Source organism: Pseudonocardia sp. NPDC049154 (assembly GCF_040648315.1).
GTDB lineage: Bacteria > Actinomycetota > Actinomycetes > Mycobacteriales > Pseudonocardiaceae > Pseudonocardia.
Genome location: NZ_JBEZDN010000014.1, coordinates 1 through 18338 on the forward strand (window position 1 = coordinate 1; position 18338 = coordinate 18338).

16 protein-coding genes and 1 pseudogene are annotated in these 18338 nt (G+C 71.2%); 14 read left to right on the top strand and 3 right to left on the bottom strand.

Translation table 11 applies throughout. The features are described from left to right. From prpE to AB0B41_RS10375, 14 genes and pseudogenes are all read left to right on the top strand, one after another. Nucleotides 1-426, top strand: a pseudogene (prpE, locus tag AB0B41_RS10310) (propionyl-CoA synthetase); the annotation flags it as partial. Between the two features lie 10 nt (nucleotides 427-436). Further along, nucleotides 437-1450: an alpha/beta hydrolase gene (locus AB0B41_RS10315; RefSeq protein ID WP_358201419.1), complete on the top strand. Its 1014-nt coding sequence runs from the start codon at nucleotides 437-439 to the stop codon at nucleotides 1448-1450. Nucleotides 1451-1543: 93 nt separating this feature from the next. Further along, complete coding sequence (locus AB0B41_RS10320) at nucleotides 1544-2455, top strand: SDR family NAD(P)-dependent oxidoreductase (RefSeq protein ID WP_358201212.1); 912 nt, start codon at nucleotides 1544-1546, stop codon at nucleotides 2453-2455. Continuing rightward, on the top strand, nucleotides 2452-2928 hold the full coding sequence (locus tag AB0B41_RS10325; RefSeq protein WP_358201215.1) for a MaoC family dehydratase: 477 nt from the start codon (nucleotides 2452-2454) through the stop codon (nucleotides 2926-2928). Before AB0B41_RS10320 ends, AB0B41_RS10325 begins: the two co-directional genes overlap by 4 nt. Beyond that, a complete protein-coding gene (locus AB0B41_RS10330) occupies nucleotides 2925-4091 on the top strand; it encodes a thiolase domain-containing protein (protein ID WP_358201217.1) in 1167 nt (388 codons plus the stop codon). Before AB0B41_RS10325 ends, AB0B41_RS10330 begins: the two co-directional genes overlap by 4 nt. 2 nt (nucleotides 4092-4093) lie before the next feature. Further along, a complete protein-coding gene (locus tag AB0B41_RS10335) occupies nucleotides 4094-4474 on the top strand; it encodes an OB-fold domain-containing protein (RefSeq protein ID WP_358201219.1) in 381 nt (126 codons plus the stop codon). Between the two features lie 2 nt (nucleotides 4475-4476). Next, nucleotides 4477-5679: an acyl-CoA dehydrogenase family protein gene (locus AB0B41_RS10340; protein ID WP_358201222.1), complete on the top strand. Its 1203-nt coding sequence runs from the start codon at nucleotides 4477-4479 to the stop codon at nucleotides 5677-5679. After that, on the top strand, nucleotides 5676-6863 hold the full coding sequence (locus AB0B41_RS10345; protein ID WP_358201224.1) for an acyl-CoA dehydrogenase family protein: 1188 nt from the start codon (nucleotides 5676-5678) through the stop codon (nucleotides 6861-6863). The genes AB0B41_RS10340 and AB0B41_RS10345 overlap by 4 nt, the downstream gene beginning before the upstream one ends. Then, entirely contained in the window at nucleotides 6856-7641 is a 786-nt protein-coding gene (locus tag AB0B41_RS10350; RefSeq protein WP_358201226.1) for an enoyl-CoA hydratase, read from the top strand. Before AB0B41_RS10345 ends, AB0B41_RS10350 begins: the two co-directional genes overlap by 8 nt. 146 nt (nucleotides 7642-7787) lie before the next feature. Further along, the gene (locus tag AB0B41_RS10355; RefSeq protein ID WP_358201228.1) at nucleotides 7788-9329 is read left to right on the top strand and encodes an AMP-binding protein; all 1542 of its coding nucleotides are present in this window, start codon (nucleotides 7788-7790) and stop codon (nucleotides 9327-9329) included. 68 nt (nucleotides 9330-9397) lie between these two features. Then, on the top strand, nucleotides 9398-10123 hold the full coding sequence (locus AB0B41_RS10360; protein WP_358201231.1) for an ABC transporter ATP-binding protein: 726 nt from the start codon (nucleotides 9398-9400) through the stop codon (nucleotides 10121-10123). 49 nt (nucleotides 10124-10172) lie between these two features. After that, nucleotides 10173-11390 carry an ABC transporter substrate-binding protein gene (locus AB0B41_RS10365; RefSeq protein ID WP_358201233.1) on the top strand — a complete coding sequence of 406 codons (1218 nt, stop codon included), beginning with the start codon at nucleotides 10173-10175 and terminating at the stop codon, nucleotides 11388-11390. Between the two features lie 6 nt (nucleotides 11391-11396). Continuing rightward, the gene (locus tag AB0B41_RS10370) at nucleotides 11397-14141 is read left to right on the top strand and encodes a branched-chain amino acid ABC transporter permease/ATP-binding protein (RefSeq protein WP_358201235.1); all 2745 of its coding nucleotides are present in this window, start codon (nucleotides 11397-11399) and stop codon (nucleotides 14139-14141) included. 41 nt (nucleotides 14142-14182) lie between these two features. Next, a complete protein-coding gene (locus tag AB0B41_RS10375) occupies nucleotides 14183-15172 on the top strand; it encodes a nitronate monooxygenase family protein (RefSeq protein ID WP_358201237.1) in 990 nt (329 codons plus the stop codon). Between the two features lie 51 nt (nucleotides 15173-15223). Here AB0B41_RS10375 and AB0B41_RS10380 read toward each other — a convergent pair whose 3' ends face one another. The 3 genes from AB0B41_RS10380 to AB0B41_RS10390 form a co-directional block, all read right to left on the bottom strand. After that, nucleotides 15224-15412 (bottom strand): GMC oxidoreductase, encoded by a 189-nt coding sequence (locus tag AB0B41_RS10380; RefSeq protein ID WP_358201239.1) that lies wholly within the window; start codon nucleotides 15410-15412, stop codon nucleotides 15224-15226. A 69-nt stretch (nucleotides 15413-15481) separates the two neighbouring features. Then, nucleotides 15482-16396 carry an LLM class flavin-dependent oxidoreductase gene (locus AB0B41_RS10385; protein ID WP_358201241.1) on the bottom strand — a complete coding sequence of 305 codons (915 nt, stop codon included), beginning with the start codon at nucleotides 16394-16396 and terminating at the stop codon, nucleotides 15482-15484. 10 nt (nucleotides 16397-16406) lie between these two features. Next, nucleotides 16407-18335, bottom strand: a complete 1929-nt coding sequence (locus tag AB0B41_RS10390) for a hydantoinase B/oxoprolinase family protein (protein ID WP_358201243.1) — start codon at nucleotides 18333-18335, stop codon at nucleotides 16407-16409. Between the last annotated feature and the right edge of the window lie 3 nt (nucleotides 18336-18338).

An 18338-nucleotide genomic window follows, 5' to 3' on the forward strand; every position in this document is an offset into this window, starting at 1 on the left:
GACGGCTACGTGTTCGTGATGGGCCGCACCGACGACGTCATCAACGTCGCCGGGCACCGGCTGTCCACCGGCGGGATGGAGGAGGTCCTCGCCTCCCACCCGGACGTGGCCGAGTGCGCGGTCATCGGCGTGGCCGACCAGATGAAGGGCCAGATCCCGCGCGGGTTCGTGGTCCTCAAAGCAGGCGTCGACCCCGATCCCGACCAGCTGCGCACCGAGCTGGTGCAGATGGTGCGGGACCAGGTGGGCGCGGTGGCCTCGCTCAAGGAGATCGCCGTCGTCCCGGCGCTGCCCAAGACCCGCAGCGGGAAGATCCTGCGCAAGACCATGCGCGGCATCGCCGACGGCCTCGACGAGCCGGTCCCCTCCACCATCGAGAGCGCGGACGTCCTCGACGCCCTCCGCCCGGTCCTGAGAGGTGACTGACGTGAGCGAGATGATCGCGCTGGAATCGACGCGGCCGGGGACGGGCGGCTTCCCGCTCGAGCACCACCACGTCCGCGGTGCCGCGGACAACATGCTGCACGTGGTCGCTGCGGGGAAGGGCCCGCTCGTCGTCCTCGTGCACGTGTTCCCGGAGAGCTGGCGGTCCTGGCGGTACGTCCTGCCCGCGCTCGCGCAAGCCGGCTACCGGGCCGTCGCGGTGGACGTCCGCGGCTACGGGGGCTCGGACAAGCCGTGGCCGGTCTCCGCCTACACGATCCGTGAGCTGGCCGCGGACATCCTCGCCGTCGTCGACGAGTTCGGGGGGTCGCCCGCGGTGCTCGTCGGCCACGACTGGGGTGCACCGCAGGTATACGGTGCGGCACTGATCTTCCCCGCCGAGGTGCGCGCGGTCGTCGGGCTGTCGGCACCGGCGTCCCGGCCGCCGACCTCGGACCCGTTCGAGCGCTTCGCCTCGGTCTACGGCGACGCCTTCTTCTACATGTCGTACTTCGCGGAGCCCGGGCGGGCGGAGGCGGAGCTGGAGGCCGACCCGGCACGGTTCCTGCGCCGCTTCGTGCACGCGATGGCGGGGGACCGCGCACCGGGCACGCCGAACCCGCTGCGGGGCCCCGCGGACCGCACGACCCTGCTCGACGACCTGCCCGACCCAATCCGCGTCCCCACCTGGTTCGACGACACGGAGCTGCACTGGCTGGCGAGCCGGTTCCAGGAGGGCGGGCTGCGCGGCCCGCTCAACCGCTACCGGGCCCAGTCGCTGGACGTCGACCAACTGCGCCCCTACGCCGACCGGACGGTCGAGGTGCCGAGCCTGTTCATCGGCGGCGCGGCGGACCCGGCGCGGTACATGGTGGGCGATCAGGACCGCTTCGCGGATCCGTTGCCCATCATGACCGACGTGCGCGGAGTGCACCTCGTCGACGGAGCGGGGCACTGGATCCAGCAGGAGGCGCCGAGGGCGGTGCTCGCCCACCTGCTGCCGTTCCTGCAGGAACTCTCCCCCTGACGGGGATTCACGACGCGGAGCGACTGCTCGGCGGACAACCGGACGACGGGTGGTGGGGACATCGCCCGAACCGAACGAGGAAAGGGTGTACCAATGGACTTCACCGGCCGCGTCGCGGTGGTGACGGGTGCGGGAGGTGGCCTCGGGCGCTCGCACGCGCTCCTACTCGCCTCCCGCGGGGCGAAGGTCGTGGTCAACGACCTGGGTGGCGGTGTCCGGGGCGAGGGCGGGGACGCCTCGCCCGCTGACACGGTGGTCGCGGAGATCAAGGAGGCCGGCGGCGAGGCCGTCGCGAACTACGACAGCGTCTCCGACCCGGAGGGGGCCCGCCGGATCATCCAGACCGCCGTCGACACCTTCGGCGGCATCGACATCCTGATCAACAACGCCGGCATCCTGCGAGACAAGACCTTCAAGAAGGTCGACCTCGCGGACTTCCGCGCCGTGCTGGAGGTGCACCTGCTCGGCACCGTCTACTGCACGCACGCCGCGTGGCCGATCATGAATGCGGCGGGCTACGGGCGCATCGTGGTGACCACCTCCCTCGCAGGCACCTCCGGCAACCTCGGGCAGAGCGCCTACGGGACCGCCAAGCTGGGCATGGTCGGGCTGGTGAACAGCCTGGCCATCGAGGGCGCACGCAACAACGTGCGGATCAACGCGATCTCCCCGGGCGCCGCCACCCGGATGACCGACGGCCTCAACCCGCCCGCGGTCGACCGCTACCTCACCAGCGAGCTCGTCTCTCCGGGTGTGGCCTACCTGGTCAGCGAGGAGTGCACGGTCAGCGGGCAGATCCTGCAGTCCATGGCGGGCGGCTACTCCCGAGTGCACTACTTCGAGACCGAGGGCGTGCAGTTCGACCCGCAGCAGCCGCTCACCCCGGAGATGATCGCGGACCGCTACGACGAGATCAGCGACCTGTCGACGGCCACACCGACCGAGCCCGGCATCGCGGGGCGCACGGAGCAGCGGCTGCGTTCGATCGGCCGGTGGGAGCCGTGAGCCCTCGCGCATTCGGCTCGGCCCGCGAGCTCGCCGAGACCAAGGGAGAGGAGCTCGGCCCGGGGGAGTGGTTCACCATCACCCAGGAGATCATCGACAAGTTCGCGGACGCCACCGGTGACCACCAGTGGATCCACGTCGACCCCGAGCGGGCGGCACGCGAGGCCCCGGGCGGCACCACGATCGCCCACGGCATGCTCACCCTCTCGCTGATGGGCACGCTGCAGCCCACGGTGTACTCGGTGGACGCCGCGCGAATCGTCAACGTCGGTTCCAACAAGCTGCGCTACCTCAGCCCCGTTCCCGTCGACTCCCGGGTGCGGCTGCGCGAGACCGTGCTGTCCGCCGACGAGGCGGCCGGCGGGTTACGGGTCACCTCGCAGGTGACGATCGAGATCGACGGCGCGCCGAAGCCCGCGATGGTCGCGGAGATCATCTTCCTGTACTTCGACCACGAGGTGACCGGCTCGTGAGCACGCCCACCTCGTTCATCGTGGGCGCTTACGAGCACCCGATGCGCAAGGCACCGGACCACACCATCGCGCGACTGCACTCGGACGTCGCCCTCGGCGCCCTGGCCGACGCCGGTCTCGGCCTCGGGGACGTCGACGGGTTCTTCACCTCCGGGGACAGCCCGGGCCTCGGCCCGGCGTCCATGGCGGAGTACCTGGGGATCCGCCCGCGACACGTCGACACGGTCGACACCGGCGGCTCGTCCTACATCATCGGTGCGGCCCAGGCTGCGCGCGCGATCGCGGACGGCCGCTGCGACGTCGCCCTGGTCACCCTGGCGGGCAAGCCCCGGACCAAGGCGTGGGTCGCGGGCGAGGGTGCCTACCTCGCCGATCCGCAGTCCCCGGAGGTGCCGTACGAGTTCCCGTACTCGCTCGGCACGGTCGAGGCCTACGCGCTGTCCGCGACGCGGCACATGCATGAGTTCGGCACCACGTCCGAGCAGCTGGCCTGGGTGAAGGTCGCGGCCTCCCACCACGCCCAGCACAACCCGAACGCCATGCTGCGGGACGTCGTGACGGTCGAGGACGTCGTCGGGTCGCCGATGATCGCCGACCCGCTGCACCGGCTGGACTGCTGTGTGGTGAGCGACGGCGGCGGCGCGCTCGTGCTGGCCCGGCCGGAGATCGCCCGGGAGCTCGGCAGGCCGCTGGTCACGCTGCGTGGCAGCGGAGTGGCCACCAAGAACCTCGACGGCGGCAGGCTGGACCTCGTCACCTCGGCGGGTGCGGTCTCGGGCCCGGCAGCGTTCGAGGACGCCCGCCTGACCCCGGCGGACGTCCGGTACGCCTCGGTGTACGACAGCTTCACCATCACGGTGGTCGTGCAGCTCGAGGACCTCGGGTTCTGCGACAAGGGCAAGGGCGGCGCGTTCGTCGCGGACGGCAACCTCATCGCCGGTGTCGGCACCCTGCCGATCAACACCGACGGCGGCGGTTTGTGCAACAACCACCCGGCCAACCGCGGCGGGATGACCAAGATGATCGAGGCGGTCCGACAGCTGCGCGGCGAGGCGCACCCGGCGGTCCAGGTGCCCGACTGCGGCATCGCCCTGGTGCACGGCACCGGCGGCTACCTGAGCACCCGGCACACCAGTGCGACCGTCCTGCTCGAGAGGCTGTGACCATGACGATCCCCCTCCCCGAGACCTCGTCCACCACGGCCCTGTGGCGCTCCCCGGCGGGCAGGCTCCTGCTGGGGCACTGTCGGTCCTGCGACGAGGTGCACCACTATCCGCGGCCGATCTGCCCGCGTTGTCACAGCACGGTGACCGACCTCGTCGAGGCGTCCGGCCGCGGCCGGATCGTCTCCTGGACCGTGTCGCGGACGAGTCGTGAGGAGCGCCCGCCGATCCCGGCCTTCGTCGCGCTGGAGGAGGGTCCCGGCCTGCTCACCCGGATCGCCGACGCGAGGCCGGAGCAGGTCGCCGTCGGTGCGGCGGTGACCGTCGTCTTTCGGGACGACGAGCTCGACGGCGCTCCGCAGTTCGTCCTCGAGGTCAGCTGACCATGGCGACGATGACCTACGGCGGGCCCGAGGCCGCCGCGTTCCGCCGGGAGCAGCGGGAGTGGATCGAGGGCAACGCACCGGACGGCCTGCGGGAGCTCTTCGACTGGCGCAGCCACGAGGTCGCGGGCAACTGGATCGCGGCGAACAAGGCCGCGCGGGACACCCCGGAGCACCGGCTCTGGGAGGAGCGGTGCGTCGCGGCCGGCCTGGTGTGCCCGTCGTGGCCGGAGTCGGTCGGCGGCCGCGGCTGGACACGCGTCCACAAGGCGATCTTCGAGGAGGAGCTGCACCGGGCCGGGGTCCCGCGGATCGACCGCGGGATGGGCGAGTTCCTCCTCGGCCCGACGATCGTCGCCTGCGGCACCGAGGAGCAGCAGGCCCGGCTGCTGCCGCCGATCATCGCCGGTGAGCACCGCTACTGCCAGGGGTTCTCCGAGCCCGACGCCGGCTCGGACCTGGCGGGGCTGCGCACCCGCGGGGTGGTCGAGGGCGACGAGCTGGTCATCACCGGCCAGAAGGTGTGGACCTCGCACGCCCTCGAGGCGAACATGATGTTCCTCCTGTGCCGCACCGACCCGGCGGCCCCGAAGCACAAGGGGCTGTCGTTCGTGGTGATGCCCTTCGGCCCGGAGAACGGCGTCGAGCTGAGTCCGATCGTGCAGATGACCGGCGGCTCGGACTTCGGGCAGGAGTTCCTCACCGAGTCGCGCACATCGCTCACCAACGTGATCGGCGGGCTGAACGAGGGCTGGCGGGTCACCATGACCACCCTGGGCTTCGAGCGCGACTTCAATCTGCCCACGATTTCGCTCGAGTTCCTCCATGAGCACGCCCGGATGCGGGACCGGCTGCGCGACCGAGCGGCGAGCGCCCGGCCCGGCGTACGGCAGGCCGTCGCGAAGACCTACACCGAGGCCGCGATCGTGCGGCTGTTCGCCCAGCGGATGCTGGCCGATCCCGAGGGCTCGGCCGACATGGTCTCGATGACCAAGCTCTTCTGGAGCGAGTTCCACCGCCACGCCACCGAGACCGAGCTCGTCGCGGAAGGGCCCGCGGCCCTCGTGCGGCCCGCTGGGGAGGGCTACCCGACCACCACGACCCAGGACTCGTTCCTGGCGGCCAGGTCCGGCACGATCTTCGCGGGCACGTCCCAGATCCAGCGCAACATCATCGCCGAGCGGGTGCTCGGCCTGCCCCGATGAGCATCATGGAGGTGGCCGTGACGCCGGACAGCCCGTTCGCCACCGCGACTCCACTGCGGGAGACCGCGGAGCAGCGCGACCTGCGCAGCACGGTCCGGCGGTTCCTCGCCGACACAGCGGACCTGCCCCGGGTCCGTGAGCGCATGCTGCAGGAGAGTCCGCACGACCCGGAGGTGTGGAAGCGCCTCGCCGAGGACCTCGGGCTCGTCGGGCTCGCGGTCCCGGAGCGCTGGGGCGGCCTCAGCGCCTCTTTCGCCGACCAGGTGATCGTGCTGGAGGAACAGGGGCGGGCGCTGTACGGGGGCGCGTACCTGTCGAGCGCGGTGCTGGCGCCCGCCGCCCTGCTCGCGGTGTCCGACGACGCCGCCCGCGACCGCCACCTGCCCGGGATCGCCTCGGGGGAGACGCTCGCGACCGTGGTCGGCACCTCGGCGGAGGGGGAGTGGTCGCGCCTCGACGTGGCCGCGAGCCGGACCGCCGCGGGATGGTCGCTGACCGGGACGGCGTCGCACGTGCCGGACGGTTCGATCGCGGAGCTGTTGCTCGTCGTCGCTGCCACGTCCGTAGGGCCGTCGGTGTTCGCCGTCCGGTCGGGTGCAGGCGTCGCGGCCGAGCCGCTGCCCGCCCTCGACCAGACCCGCGGGCTGGCCGTGGTGCGCCTCCAGGAGGCCGAGGGCGAGCTGCTCGGCGCCGTCGGCGAGGGCACCGCGGTCCTCGCCGAGGTGCTGGACCGGGCCGCGGTGGCCGTCGCGGCCGAACAGCTCGGGGGCAGCGCGAACTGCCTCGAACGCAGCGTGGAGTACCTCAAGGCTCGGGAGCAGTTCGGCGGCCCGATTGGCCGTTTCCAGGCGCTCAAGCATCTTTGTGCGGACATGTACGTCGGGGTCGAGGCGTCTCGCGCGGTGGTCATGTACGCCGCCCGGGCCTTCGACGAGGACCTGCCGGACCGGGGAGCCGCCGCGGCGATGGCCCGCTCCTGGTGCTCGGACGCGTATGTGGCGGCCGCTTCCGACACCCTGCAGATGCACGGCGGCATCGGCTACACCTGGGAGTCGGACGTCCACCTCTACTTCAAGCGGGCCACGGCGTCCGCCTTGTGGTGGGGAGACGCCGACGCGAGCCGCGAACGGCTCGCCTCGCTCCTGCTCGACACCGGCCCGACCGGAACGGAGAGCCATGCCTGAGAACTCTGAGAGCACCGTCTCGACCGAGCTGAAGGACGGAGTGCTGCGGCTGACCCTCGCGCGTCCCCAGCGGCTGAACGCCGTGACCGCCCCGATGCTCGACGTCCTGGTCGACCACCTGCTTGCGGCCAACCCCGATCCCGACGTCAGAGCGGTCGTGCTGACGGGGGAGGGACGGGCCTTCTGCGCGGGGGCGGATCTCGGCGCGGACATCGAGCATCAGGACGGCCGCTCCGGGACGCTCGCCGCGGCGCACCGGGTCGTCACGGCGTTGCGCAGGCTGCGCAAGCCGGTCGTCGCGGCGGTCAATGGACCCGCGGTCGGGGTCGGGGCGGCGTTCGCGCTTGCCTGCGACCTGTTGGTGGCCCGGAAGGAGGCGTTCTTCCTGCTGGCTTTCCGGGACGTGGGCCTCATGCCGGATGGCGGCATCACCGCGCTCCTGCCCGCGGCGGTCGGACGGGCCCGCGCGCTGGAGATGGCGCTGCTCGGCGAGCGGGTCCCAGCCGACCATGCGCTGGAGTGGGGGCTGGTCAACCGGGTGGCCGCCGCCGAGGAGTTCGACGCCGAGGTCGACGGCATCGCCCGCAGGCTGGCCGAGGGGCCGACGCTGTCCTTCGGTTACACCAAGCGCGCCGTCGACGAGTCGCTGCGTGCCGCGCTGGCCGCCGCCATGGAGCGGGAGATCGACTCGGTCCCGGTCCTGTCGGCGTCGGCGGACCACGAGGAGGGGGTCGCCGCGTTCCGGGAACGGAGGGCTCCCCTGTTTCGCGGGCGCTGACGTCGTCTGGCCTTGATTGGATCCAAGATGTCCTCCATACTTACCGCCAACTTAGGCGCCATTTTGACTCTGGATTCCGTTCGACGCGTGGTCCCCGCTGTCCCGGGTCGACCGCGGGATAACCCCCGACGACGAGGAGGCGGGCGATGACGCCTGCAAACCTGACCGATGCGGTCGTGATCGACGGCCGCGTGCGCGAGCGTGGCTCCGTCCGCGCCCGCGGCGCCCGCGCGGCGACGGCGTTCGTCTCGTACGGCATCACGCCGGCGCAGACCGTGGCCCTGTTGCTCCGCAACGACTTCGCCTTCCTGGAGGCGACGATCGGGGCGAGCCTCAGCGGTGCCTACAGCGTGCCGCTCAACTGGCACAACAAGCCGGACGAGCTCGAGTACGTCCTCGGCGACAGCGCACCCCGCCTGATCGTCGGCCACGCCGACCTCCTGTTGGCTGCGCGGGAGGTACTTCCGGACGTGCCGATCCTGGTGGTTCCCCGGGAGGGCACGGACGTGCGGAGCTGCCCGGACACCGCGCAGGCCCTGCGCGAGATCCCCCGTGCCACCGCCTGGGCCGAGGCCGTGGACGCCCACCCCGAATGGGATGGCGAGTTCAACGGCGGGCTCGGGGCGATCATCTACACCTCCGGCACCACGGGAAAGCCGAAGGGCGTCTTCAAGTACGCCATGGACGACGAGACCTTCGCCCGGTTCATGGACAGCCAGCGGATGATCTTCGGCATGACGACCGGTTCCCGCGCCCTCGTGCTCGGGCCGCTCTACCACTCCTCGCCGGACTCCAGCGCCCGCCGGGCCCTGGCCGAGGCGGACATCCTGGTCATGCAGTCCCGGTTCGACCCCGAGGGCGTCCTCGCGGCGATCCAGGAGTACCGGATCACCGACATCGCCATGGTCCCGACGATGTTCGTCCGGTTGCTGCGGTTGCCGGAGGAGGTCCGGTCGCGGTACGACGTCTCGTCGCTGCGGTCGGTGACCCACACCGGTGGTCCGTGCCCCATCGACGTCAAGCGACAGATGATCGACTGGTGGGGACCGGTGATCAACGAGGTCTACGGCGGCACCGAGATGGGCGTGGCATTCTTCTGCCGCGCCGAGGAGTGGCTGCAGCGGCCGGGCACCGCCGGGCGCCCGTTGCCGGGCTTGAGGTTCGAGATCGTCGACGAGGCGGGCGAGCCGGTTCGACCCGGTGAGGTCGGCGAGATCTACGCCCACAACCCGACCTCGGGCGACTTCACCTACCTGGGCCGCGACGAGCAGCGTCAAGAGGTCGCCCGCGGAGCCCTGGTGACGCTCGGGGACATGGGTTACGTGGACAGCGACGGATACCTCTTCCTCACCGACCGCAAACGCGACATGATCATCTCCGGTGGCGTCAACATCTACCCCGCCGAGATCGAGGCGACGCTGATCGGCTTCGACGCGGTGTACGACTGCGCGGTCTTCGGCATCCCGGACCCGGACTTCGGCGAGTCGATCGTCGCCGCGGTCCAGCTCGTACCCGGTCGCACCGCGACGGCGGAGGAGATCCAGGACTACATCCGGTCCCGGATGAGCGGGTACAAGGTCCCGCGGCTGGTGACCTTCCACGACCAACTGCCCCGCGAGGAGACCGGCAAGATCTTCAAGCGGAAGCTGCGCGACCCCTACTGGGCCGAGCAGACCCGGGCCATCTGATCCTCCGGTCCGGGAGGCGGGTGCACCACCCGCCCGACGGGGCCGACGACGACCTCAGGAGCATGACAGTGACGACCACGGACGAACAGGTACGCACTGCGGTACTGCGTGCCACCGGGCTCACCGCCGGCTACGGCGGCAGGCCGTCCATCAGCGACCTCGACCTCGAGGTCCGTCCCGGAGAGGTCGTGGCCCTGCTCGGCCCGAACGGGGCGGGGAAGACCACCACCCTGCTGACTCTCGCGGGCGAGCTGCCCGCCATGGCGGGCGAGGTCGAGCTGGGTGGGGAGCGGACGGGGGCGCCGCTGCACGTCCGGGCGCGCAAGGGGCTGTCCTTCGTCCCCGAGGAGCGTTCGGTGTTCCCCTCGCTGTCGACGCAGGACAACCTGCGGGTCGGCGGGGTGGACGTCGAGGCGGCGCTCGAGCTGTTCCCCGACCTGCGCAAGCGCCTGCGGGTGCGAGGTGGCCTGCTCTCCGGCGGGGAGCAGCAGATGCTGACCCTCGCGCGGGCGCTCGGCCGTCGGCCCGAGGTCCTGTTGGTGGACGAGCTCTCGCTGGGGCTCGCGCCGCTGATCGTCGGCAGGCTGCTCGACGCCGTCCGCGCCGCGGCGGACCGCGGGTGCGGCGTGCTGCTCGTCGAGCAGCACGTCCGCCAGGCCCTGCGGATCGCCGACCGCGGTTACGTGCTGCGCCAGGGGCGGGTGGTCCTGCAGGACACCGCGGCCGCCCTGCTCGACCGGATCGACGAGATCGAATCGGAGTACCTCGCCGGCCCGCAGGTGGCGGCGTCCTGAAATCCCCCGGGCCCTCGGCGTCCGAGTGCCCCCCTCACGAGGAGAACCGTTGAAGCTCAAAGGACTACGGCAGTCCGCGCTCGCCCTGGCCGCATCGGCGGCCCTGGCGGCGTGCGGTTCCGGTCAGGCCCAGGACGACTCCGCCCTGAAGGTGATGACCATCAGCATCTGGGACAACGCGACCTACGACTTCGAGCACCTCCCGACGATCGTGGAGAACGCCGCGGGGCCGGCCAACCAGGCAGGCGGGATCAACGGGCAGAAGGTCGAGGTCATCCCCTGCAACACCAAGGGGGACCCGAACGAAGCCGAGCGCTGCGCCCGGAAGGCCGCCGACGAGAAGGTCGCGGCTGTGGTCGGTGGGTTCAGCCTCGAGGCCAACCGGATCTTCCCGATTCTCGAGCAGGCGAAGATCCCGTACATCGGCGGGACAGTGACCAAGCCGATCGACAGCACGAGCCCGATGGCGTTCCCTACGGCCGGCGGGCCGATGCTGCAGATGGCCGACGGCGTCCGGCCTGCGGAGAACGACAGCTGTAACACGATCGCCATGCTCACCAGTGAGCAGAGCGCGCCCTTCACGCAGTCCTACGTCGAGAAGGCCGCGGCGCACTACAAGCGTCAGCCCGTGCGGACCGTGACGTACCCCGAGGGTGCGACGGACATGGCCCCCTACGTTCAGCAGTGGATCCAGGGCAACCCCGACTGCCTGTTGATGGTGCTCACTCCGTCGAGTTCGCAGCAGGCTCTGCCCGCGATGAAGTCGCTCCAGGTGACCGAGAACTTCCGCGGGCGCATCTACGCCTCTGCCCCCGGCGGGCTGACCGAGGACGTGCTGAAGAAGTTCCCTCAGGAGACCGAGGGCATCAAGTCCCTGGGATACTTCCCGCCCGGGTCGGACCCGGTCTGGACCGACTACCTGAACCAGATGAAGGCCGCGGGCAACCTGACCGGCGTCGAGGGCAGGCTGGGCGACAACAGCGAGCTGCGCACCTACCTGGCCTACAAGGTGTTCGAGATCGTGGCGAAGACCGTGAGTGGACCGGTGACCAACGAGAGCCTGCTCACCGCTCTCGGCCAGGCCTGCTCGGTCAACGTCGGTTCGATGTCGCCGACGCTCGACTTCTGCAAGCCGGTGTCCGACCCCGCCATCGCCCGCTCGTTCAACAACTCGTTCGTCTGGTACGAGGCGCGGGACGGCCACTACGTCCAGTCCCAGGACGGCTTCGTCGACGTCCTGCCCGCCTACCTCGCGCAGAGCGGCTGACCCCGCATGGAGACGTTCGTCCAGTTCGTCCTGCTCGGGCTCGGCAGCGGTGCGCTCTACGCCTTCGCCGCCCAGGGGATGGTGTTGATCTACCGAGGGTCCGGGGTGCTCAACCTCGCTCACGGCGGGATCGGGGTCGTCGGGGCCTTCGCATTCTTCGAGCTCCGGCAGACGCTGGGGCTGCCGTTGGTCCCGGCACTGCTCAGCGCCCTGCTCGCGTCGGGTCTGCTAGGTGTGCTGTTCCACCTGCTGGTGGTGCGCCGCCTTGCCACGGCCTCGCCGCTCGTACGGGTGGTTGCCACCCTCGGCCTGCTGATCCTGCTGCAGGGTCTCGGAACCAAGATCTACGGCGGGTCGGTCCAGCGGCCGGAGAATATCCTGCCGACGGACGTCTGGGCGTTGTCCGACGGCATCGCCGTTACCGCGGACCGGGTGCTGCTGCTGGTCGGCGGGTTGGCGGTGACCGTGGTGCTGTGGCTGGTCTATCGGTTCACCACCTTCGGGGTGGCGACGACCGCGGTCGCGGAGAACGCCCGGGTGGCGGCCTCCCTGGGGTGGTCGACGGACCTCGTCGCGGCGGTGAACTGGGCGATCGGTTCCGTGCTCGCGGCGGTAGCTGCGATCCTGCTCGTCCCCATCACAGGCCTCACCGTGGGCGCGATGACGGCGCTGCTGGTCGTCACCGTATCCGCAGCGCTCATGGGCGGCTTCACCTCCTTCTGGGTCACTTTCGCGGGTGCGCTGGGGATCGGCGTCGCGCAGTCCCTGCTCGGCTTCTACGCGCCGCAGTGGGGCACGTGGGCCTTCGGGCTCGCGTCGGCCGTGCCGCTGGTCGTCATCGTCGTGTTCCTCGTGGTCCGAGGTCGCGGGCTGCCGATGCGGGACCACTTCCTGCAGCGCCAGCCCGCCCTGGGCACCGGGCGGGTGCGGGTGCTCCCGCTCGTGATCGCGTCCGTCGTGGTGGTAGGGCTACTGCTCGTCGCGGACTACGACTGGGCCGACGCGGTGACGACCACCGCAGCCATCGCGGTCATCCTGCTGTCGGTGGTGGTGGTGACCGGCTACGCGGGTCAGATTTCGCTGGTCCAGTTCGCCGTCGCCGCGTTCGGCGCGTGGGTCGCCAGCCGGTTCATCCTCTCGTTCGGCTGGTCGTTCGTGCCCGCCGCGGTTGTCGGAGTGCTCAGCAGCGTGCTGTTGGGGCAGGTGCTCGCGCTGCCCGCGGTCCGCACCCGGGGCATCAACCTCGCGATCGTCACCCTCGGGATGGGCGGCGCCCTCGAGGCGATGATCTTCGCCAACACCGAGTACACCGGTGGCGTCTACGGTGCGGAGGTCGGCGCACCGACCCTCTTCGGGCTGGAGATCGGCGCCACCGCCACTCCCGAGCGCTACGCCATCGTCACTGTCCTCGTCTTCACGGTCTGTGCCCTCGCGGTCGCCAACCTCCGGAGGGGCCGGGCGGGCAGGCGCCTGGTGGCCGTCCGCGCCAACGAGCGCGCCGCGGCGTCGCTGGGGATCAACGTCGCCTCGGCAAAGCTCTACGCGTTCGGGCTCGCGTCGGCGATCGCCGCGGCCGGCGGGATCATGCTGCTGTTCCGCTCACCGACGATCGTCTTCACCGAGCTGACGAACGACCTGTCCATCACCTACCTCGGGCTCGCCGTCATCGGCGGCGTCGGGTTCCTGATCGGCCCGGTGGTGGGTGCGACGCTCGCGGCGGGTTCGGTCGTCTCCCTGCTGGTCGACGAGCTGTTCGGGGAGGGCGTCTCGTCCTGGCTGCAGGCGCTCTCCGGGCTCATCCTGATCCTGCTGCTGCTCCAGGAACCGGACGGGCTGGTCAAGGCGCAGCTGGAGCAGGGGCGCTGGCTGGCGTCCAGGCTCCGCCGCCGCAGCACCGAGGCCGCGCCGGAACCTGCCGCCGAGGCACAGCCGGCCGAGCCGGTCGATGGCATCGAGGGTGTCGAGGTCGGGCGGGTCGCCCCGAAGCCGCTCGTGGTGGAGCACCTGACGGTCCGCTACGGCGCGGTGGTCGCGTGCGACGACGTCTCCCTCGACATCCAGCCCGGCCAGGTCGTCGGGCTGATCGGGCCGAACGGCGCGGGCAAGACCACGCTGATCGACGCCATCAGCGGTTTCACCCGGCCCGCCGCAGGCCGGATCGTGCTCGACGGGGAGGAGGTGACGGGGGTGTCGGCCACGGGCCGCGCCCGGCGAGGCCTCACCCGATCGTTCCAGTCCCTCGAGCTGTTCGAGGACCTGACGGTGCGGGAGAACCTCCAGGCGGCGTCCGAGCCGCGGGATGCCCTCGCCAACGTAGCGGACCTGGTGTTCCCGCGGACGCCGCCGCTGAGTGGAGCGGCCCTGGCGGCGGTGCACGAGTTCCGGCTCGGCCCGTCCCTCGACCGCACCGTCCAGGCCCTGTCCTACGGTGAGCGCAGGTTGCTCGGCGCTGCCCGTGCCGTCGCGACCTCGCCGAGCGTGCTGCTGCTCGACGAGTGTGCGGCGGGTCTGTCGGAGTCGGAGTCGCTGGAGCTGGCCCGCCTGGTCCGTCGGCTGGCGGACGAGTGGGGGATCGGCATCCTGGTCATCGAGCACGACGTCGAGTTCGTGATGTCGATCTGTGACCGGGTGGTCGTGCTCGACTTCGGGGCCGTCATCGCCGACGGGCTGCCCGCGGACGTGCGGCAGGACCCCAAAGTCGTGTCCGCCTACCTGGGGGCACCGGTGGAGGAGACCGCCGCCACGAGGTGAGCCCGGGGAGGCGGCCCATCGAGACGGAGAGAGGAGAGCCGGTGCATACCCGGTTCACAAAACTGTTCGGCGTCGAGCACCCTGTCGTTCAGGGTGGAATGCAGTGGGTCGGCCGCGCGCGGCTGACCGCCGCGGTCGCGGAGGCGGGCGGGCTCGGCTTCCTCAGCGCGCTCACCCAACCCACCCCGGAGGACCTGCGGGACGAGATCCGGCGGACCCGGGAGCTCACGGACAAGGGGTTCGGGGTCAACCTCACCATCCTCCCCACGATCAACCCGCCGCCCTACGCGGAGTATCGCCAGGTGATCATCGACGAGGGCGTGCCGTTCGTCGAGACCGCCGGGGCCAACCCGGTGGAGCACCTGGAGCACTTCCACTCCGTGGGCATCAAGGTGATCCACAAGTGCACCTCGGTGCGGCACGCGGTCAAGGCCCAGGACCTGGGGGTGGACGCGCTGTCGGTCGACGGGTTCGAGTGCGCAGGCCATCCCGGCGAGGACGACATCCCCGGCCTGGTGCTGCTGCCCGCGGCAGCGGACGTGCTGGAGATCCCGTTCATCGCCTCCGGGGGGATCGCCGACGGGCGGGGGCTGGCCGCGGCCCTCGCCCTCGGGGCGGACGGGGTCAACATGGGCACCCGGTTCATGTGCACGGTGGAGTCGGAGATCCACTCGAACGTCAAGGAGCGGATAGCCGCAGCGGGGGAGCGGGACACCCAGCTCATCTTCCGAGAGCTGCGCAACACCGCGCGGGTCGCGGACAATGCGGTCTCCCGGGAGGTCGTCGAGAAGCTGCGGGCGGGGGCGCAGTTCCCGGACATCCGGCACCTGGTCGCGGGGGCGCGCGGGGCTCAGGTCTATGAGACTGGGGACCTGGACGCCGGCATCTGGTGGGCCGGGATGGTGCAGGGCGTCATCCGCGACGTCCCGACCTGCGGCGAGCTGATCTCCCGGATCGTCCGCGACGCGGAGGAGATCGTCCTCGGCAGGCTGGCCACGATGATCGGCTCACCCGCGGGCGCCGCCCGCTAGCGCCGTCGCGGTCACCCGCGGTGCAGGATCGTATCGGCCGCCGGTGCGCGATCATGATCGTCGGCGGTGTGTGTTGCCCGGAGTCAGGGTGGGCATCACGGACCCGTCGGCGTCGCGGAGTCCGTCGATCCCGTCCAGTCGCAGCCGCGGGTCCACGACGGCGAGATCGTCGGTGCCCATGCGCCACGTTTCCCGACCGCGTGGCAGGTGGAGTCCTCCCGGTCCGCGAGCCAGGCGCATCCGTACCTGCGCCGCTGAGACCGGGCCCGGCGATGCCGCGCCTGGTACCGGAAGTCGATCAAGAATCGATCAAGGACGGCTCCGTGCCGCGTGCAGCACCTCCTCGGCCAGCACGCGCAGCAGCCGCTCGCGCTCGGCCGGGGCGCAGGCGGGCGACAGGATGATGCGCTCGGCGCCGGCGGCGGCGAACTCCCGCAAGCGATCCGCCACCTCGCGGGGGGTGCCGAGAGCGAGGTAGCGGTCGGCGAGCGGCGTGAAGTCCTGGGCGTACGTCCGGCTCACCGCCGCGATCCCGCGTTCCCGCGCGGTCGCGCCGTCCGGGTCCGCGCATGTCCACAGGAACACCGCGCCGGCGACCTCCGACGGTGCCCGGTCGTGGTCGGCCGCCATCTCGCGGACCCGCTGCAGCGTCTGGTGCAGCCGCTCCGGATCCACCATGTACGGCATCCACACGTCCGCGTACCGGCCTGCGCGGCGCATCGCCCCCTCCTTGCGGCCCCCGAGCCAGATCGGCGGGCCGCCGGACTGGACGGGGCCTGGCTGGAGCGCGAGCCCGCGCACGGTCGTGAACTCCCCCTCGACGGTCGTCGGTCCGCCGGAGAACAGGGAGCGCAGCACACGCAGGCCCTCGTCCAGCCGACGGAAGCGGTCGGCCGGGTCGACACCCGCAGCCTCGAACTCGGGCGGGAACTCGCCACCTGCACCGACGCCGAGCTCGAACCGGCCGCCGGACGCGACGTCCAGCGCCGAGGCCAGCTTCGCCGCCAGTGTCGCCGGGTAGAGCGGTAGGAGGGTGATCGTGCTGACCAGCCGGATCCGGCTGGTGGCCCCTGCGGCGGCGGCGAGGTGGATGAACGCGTTCGGCGTGGGGCCGTGGAAGAAGAGGTGCTCGCCGCAGGCGAGGTAGTCGAAACCGGCGGCCTCCGCCGCCCGCGCGTCGTGGGCGGCGGAGGCGAGGTCACCGGTGGAGAGGCCGATCTGCATGGTGCGGACGCTAGCCCGCCCGCAGCGCGGCGGTCGCCTCCCCGTCGACGGTCAGTCCCTCCGGGTCGTGGTGCGGGTCGCCGACCACCACGACGCCGTAGTCGCGGGCAGCGCCGGCGATACTGACGTACTCGTCCCGCACGTCGCGGAGCACGGCCTGCGGGTCCCGCCGGAACGGTGCGCCCCAGCCTCCGCCTCCGTTGGTCAGGTACCGGAACACGGCACCCGCCTTCGTCTGCCACACCGGTCGGCTGGCGAAGTAGTGGTAGCGGCCCGCGCTCGGGTCGAGGGTCTTCGTCGCGGGGTCGAGCACCCCGGCGACGGGCTCGCTGCCCCCGTACGCACCGGGGTCGACACCGATCAGCCGGCCGGTTTCGCGCGGGTCCCGCCCGTCCGGCGGGAAGATCCACACCCCGCCGCACGGGCCGGCCGCGCCACCCGCCGCCCCGACGCCGCTGGGGACCTTCGTGTGGAAGGGCGAGCTGTAGTGCTCGGCGTCGGTCAGCCAGAGGGTGTCCTTGAGATTCGCCGCGCCGCCGCGGTGCGTGCCCGGCCCTCCGGTGTCGATCGCGTGCTCCTTGCGGAGCACCACGACCGGAGCGTCGTGCTCGATGGCCTCGGTGGGCGGGTCGAGGTTGTTGAGGGTGAACAGCACCGTATAGCTGTCGCCGTCGCCTTCCTTCGTCGCGCCCCAGGGCCCGTGCTCGCCACCGCACTGGGCGATGTTCGCCCAGGGGGTGCCGTCAGGGAGCAGACCATTGGCGTTGTGGGTGTTGGTGGACCCGTAGTCACCGGCGACCGCGTCCGTGCCCAGCACCGGGTTGAGCGCGTCGAAGATCGCCGACACCAGTGCTCCGGTGCTCTCCCAGAACAGGAAGATGCCACCGCTCGGGGGCAGCGAGGACAGCAGCGACCCGGGCGGGGCGACGAGGTCGATGGACCGCCACGTGCCCGAGGTGAACGGGGTGTGCGGATCGAGAAGCATCGTCAGGCCGACGGCAACGGCGGTCTTCGAGTCCAGCATCCCGGCGTTGATGCAGGTCCGGGCCTGCGCGGAGGTGCCGGACAGGTCCGCCTCGATGTCCTGGCCGCGTTTGCGCAGGGTGACATGCACGGAGTAGTCGACGGAGTCGTCGAGCCCGTCCGCGTCGATGAGCCCCGTGCCCTCGTAGTCGCCGTCCGGGATCCGGGCGATCGCGTCCTGCATCCGCTCGGCCGAGGTGTCGCAGGCGTAGTGCAGGGTGCCGAGGTAGGCATCGAGCCCGTAGCGGTCGATGTTGTCTCGCACCAGCCGGGCGCCGAGCTGCAGCTGCTGGTGGATGCTCTTGAAGTCCGGCAGCAACAGCCCCCCGAACCGAGAGTTGTCGAAGATCAGGCTGAAGGTCGACCGGACCGGCCTGCCCCCCGAGTAGAGCAGGACCGGGGGGATGACGAGGCCGTTCTCGTAGACGTTGGTCTTGGTGCCGGAGAAGCCGCCGGGCACGGTGCCGCCGATGTCGAGCTGGTGGGCCCGCAGGTTCACGAAGGACACCAGGCGGTCGTCGACGAATACGGGGTGGATGAAGCAGACGTCGTTGACGTGGGTGCCGGCCCGGTAGGGGTCGTTGCAGATCAGCACGTCCCCGGGGCGCAGGTTCTCCGGCCCGTACTCCTCGACGCTGTTGCGCACGGCGTCGGCCATCGTGCCGAGGAAGACGACGAGGCTGTTGCTGACCACCGACATCGGGTAGTCCTGCTCCGGCGGCCCGGAGATCGTGCAGGCGAAGTCGTACCAGTCCCGGATGATCGGGGAGAACGCCTCGCGCAGGAACCCGGTGGACATGTGTTCCACGGCGTGCCGGAGCCGGTTGGTGATCACCGACGCGGTGAAGCGGTCGCAGTGGTAGGTCTCGGCGAAGGCATCCTCGGGCATGTCGCGCAGCCGCATGTGCTCGGTCATCGT

Excerpts from the sequence above, each read along its gene's own strand:
- AB0B41_RS10315 (WP_358201419.1), top strand. The coding sequence starts at position 437 with ATGATCGCGCTGGAATCGACGCGGCCGGGGACGGGCGGCTTCCCGCTC.
- AB0B41_RS10320 (WP_358201212.1), top strand. The coding sequence starts at position 1,544 with ATGGACTTCACCGGCCGCGTCGCGGTGGTGACGGGTGCGGGAGGTGGC.
- AB0B41_RS10335 (WP_358201219.1), top strand. The coding sequence starts at position 4,094 with ATGACGATCCCCCTCCCCGAGACCTCGTCCACCACGGCCCTGTGGCGC.
- AB0B41_RS10340 (WP_358201222.1), top strand. The coding sequence starts at position 4,477 with ATGGCGACGATGACCTACGGCGGGCCCGAGGCCGCCGCGTTCCGCCGG.
- AB0B41_RS10345 (WP_358201224.1), top strand. The coding sequence starts at position 5,676 with ATGAGCATCATGGAGGTGGCCGTGACGCCGGACAGCCCGTTCGCCACC.
- AB0B41_RS10350 (WP_358201226.1), top strand. The coding sequence starts at position 6,856 with ATGCCTGAGAACTCTGAGAGCACCGTCTCGACCGAGCTGAAGGACGGA.
- AB0B41_RS10355 (WP_358201228.1), top strand. The coding sequence starts at position 7,788 with ATGACGCCTGCAAACCTGACCGATGCGGTCGTGATCGACGGCCGCGTG.
- AB0B41_RS10370 (WP_358201235.1), top strand. The coding sequence starts at position 11,397 with ATGGAGACGTTCGTCCAGTTCGTCCTGCTCGGGCTCGGCAGCGGTGCG.
- AB0B41_RS10380 (WP_358201239.1), bottom strand. The coding sequence starts at position 15,412 with ATGCGCCTGGCTCGCGGACCGGGAGGACTCCACCTGCCACGCGGTCGG.
- AB0B41_RS10385 (WP_358201241.1), bottom strand. The coding sequence starts at position 16,396 with ATGCAGATCGGCCTCTCCACCGGTGACCTCGCCTCCGCCGCCCACGAC.
- AB0B41_RS10390 (WP_358201243.1), bottom strand. The coding sequence starts at position 18,335 with ATGACCGAGCACATGCGGCTGCGCGACATGCCCGAGGATGCCTTCGCC.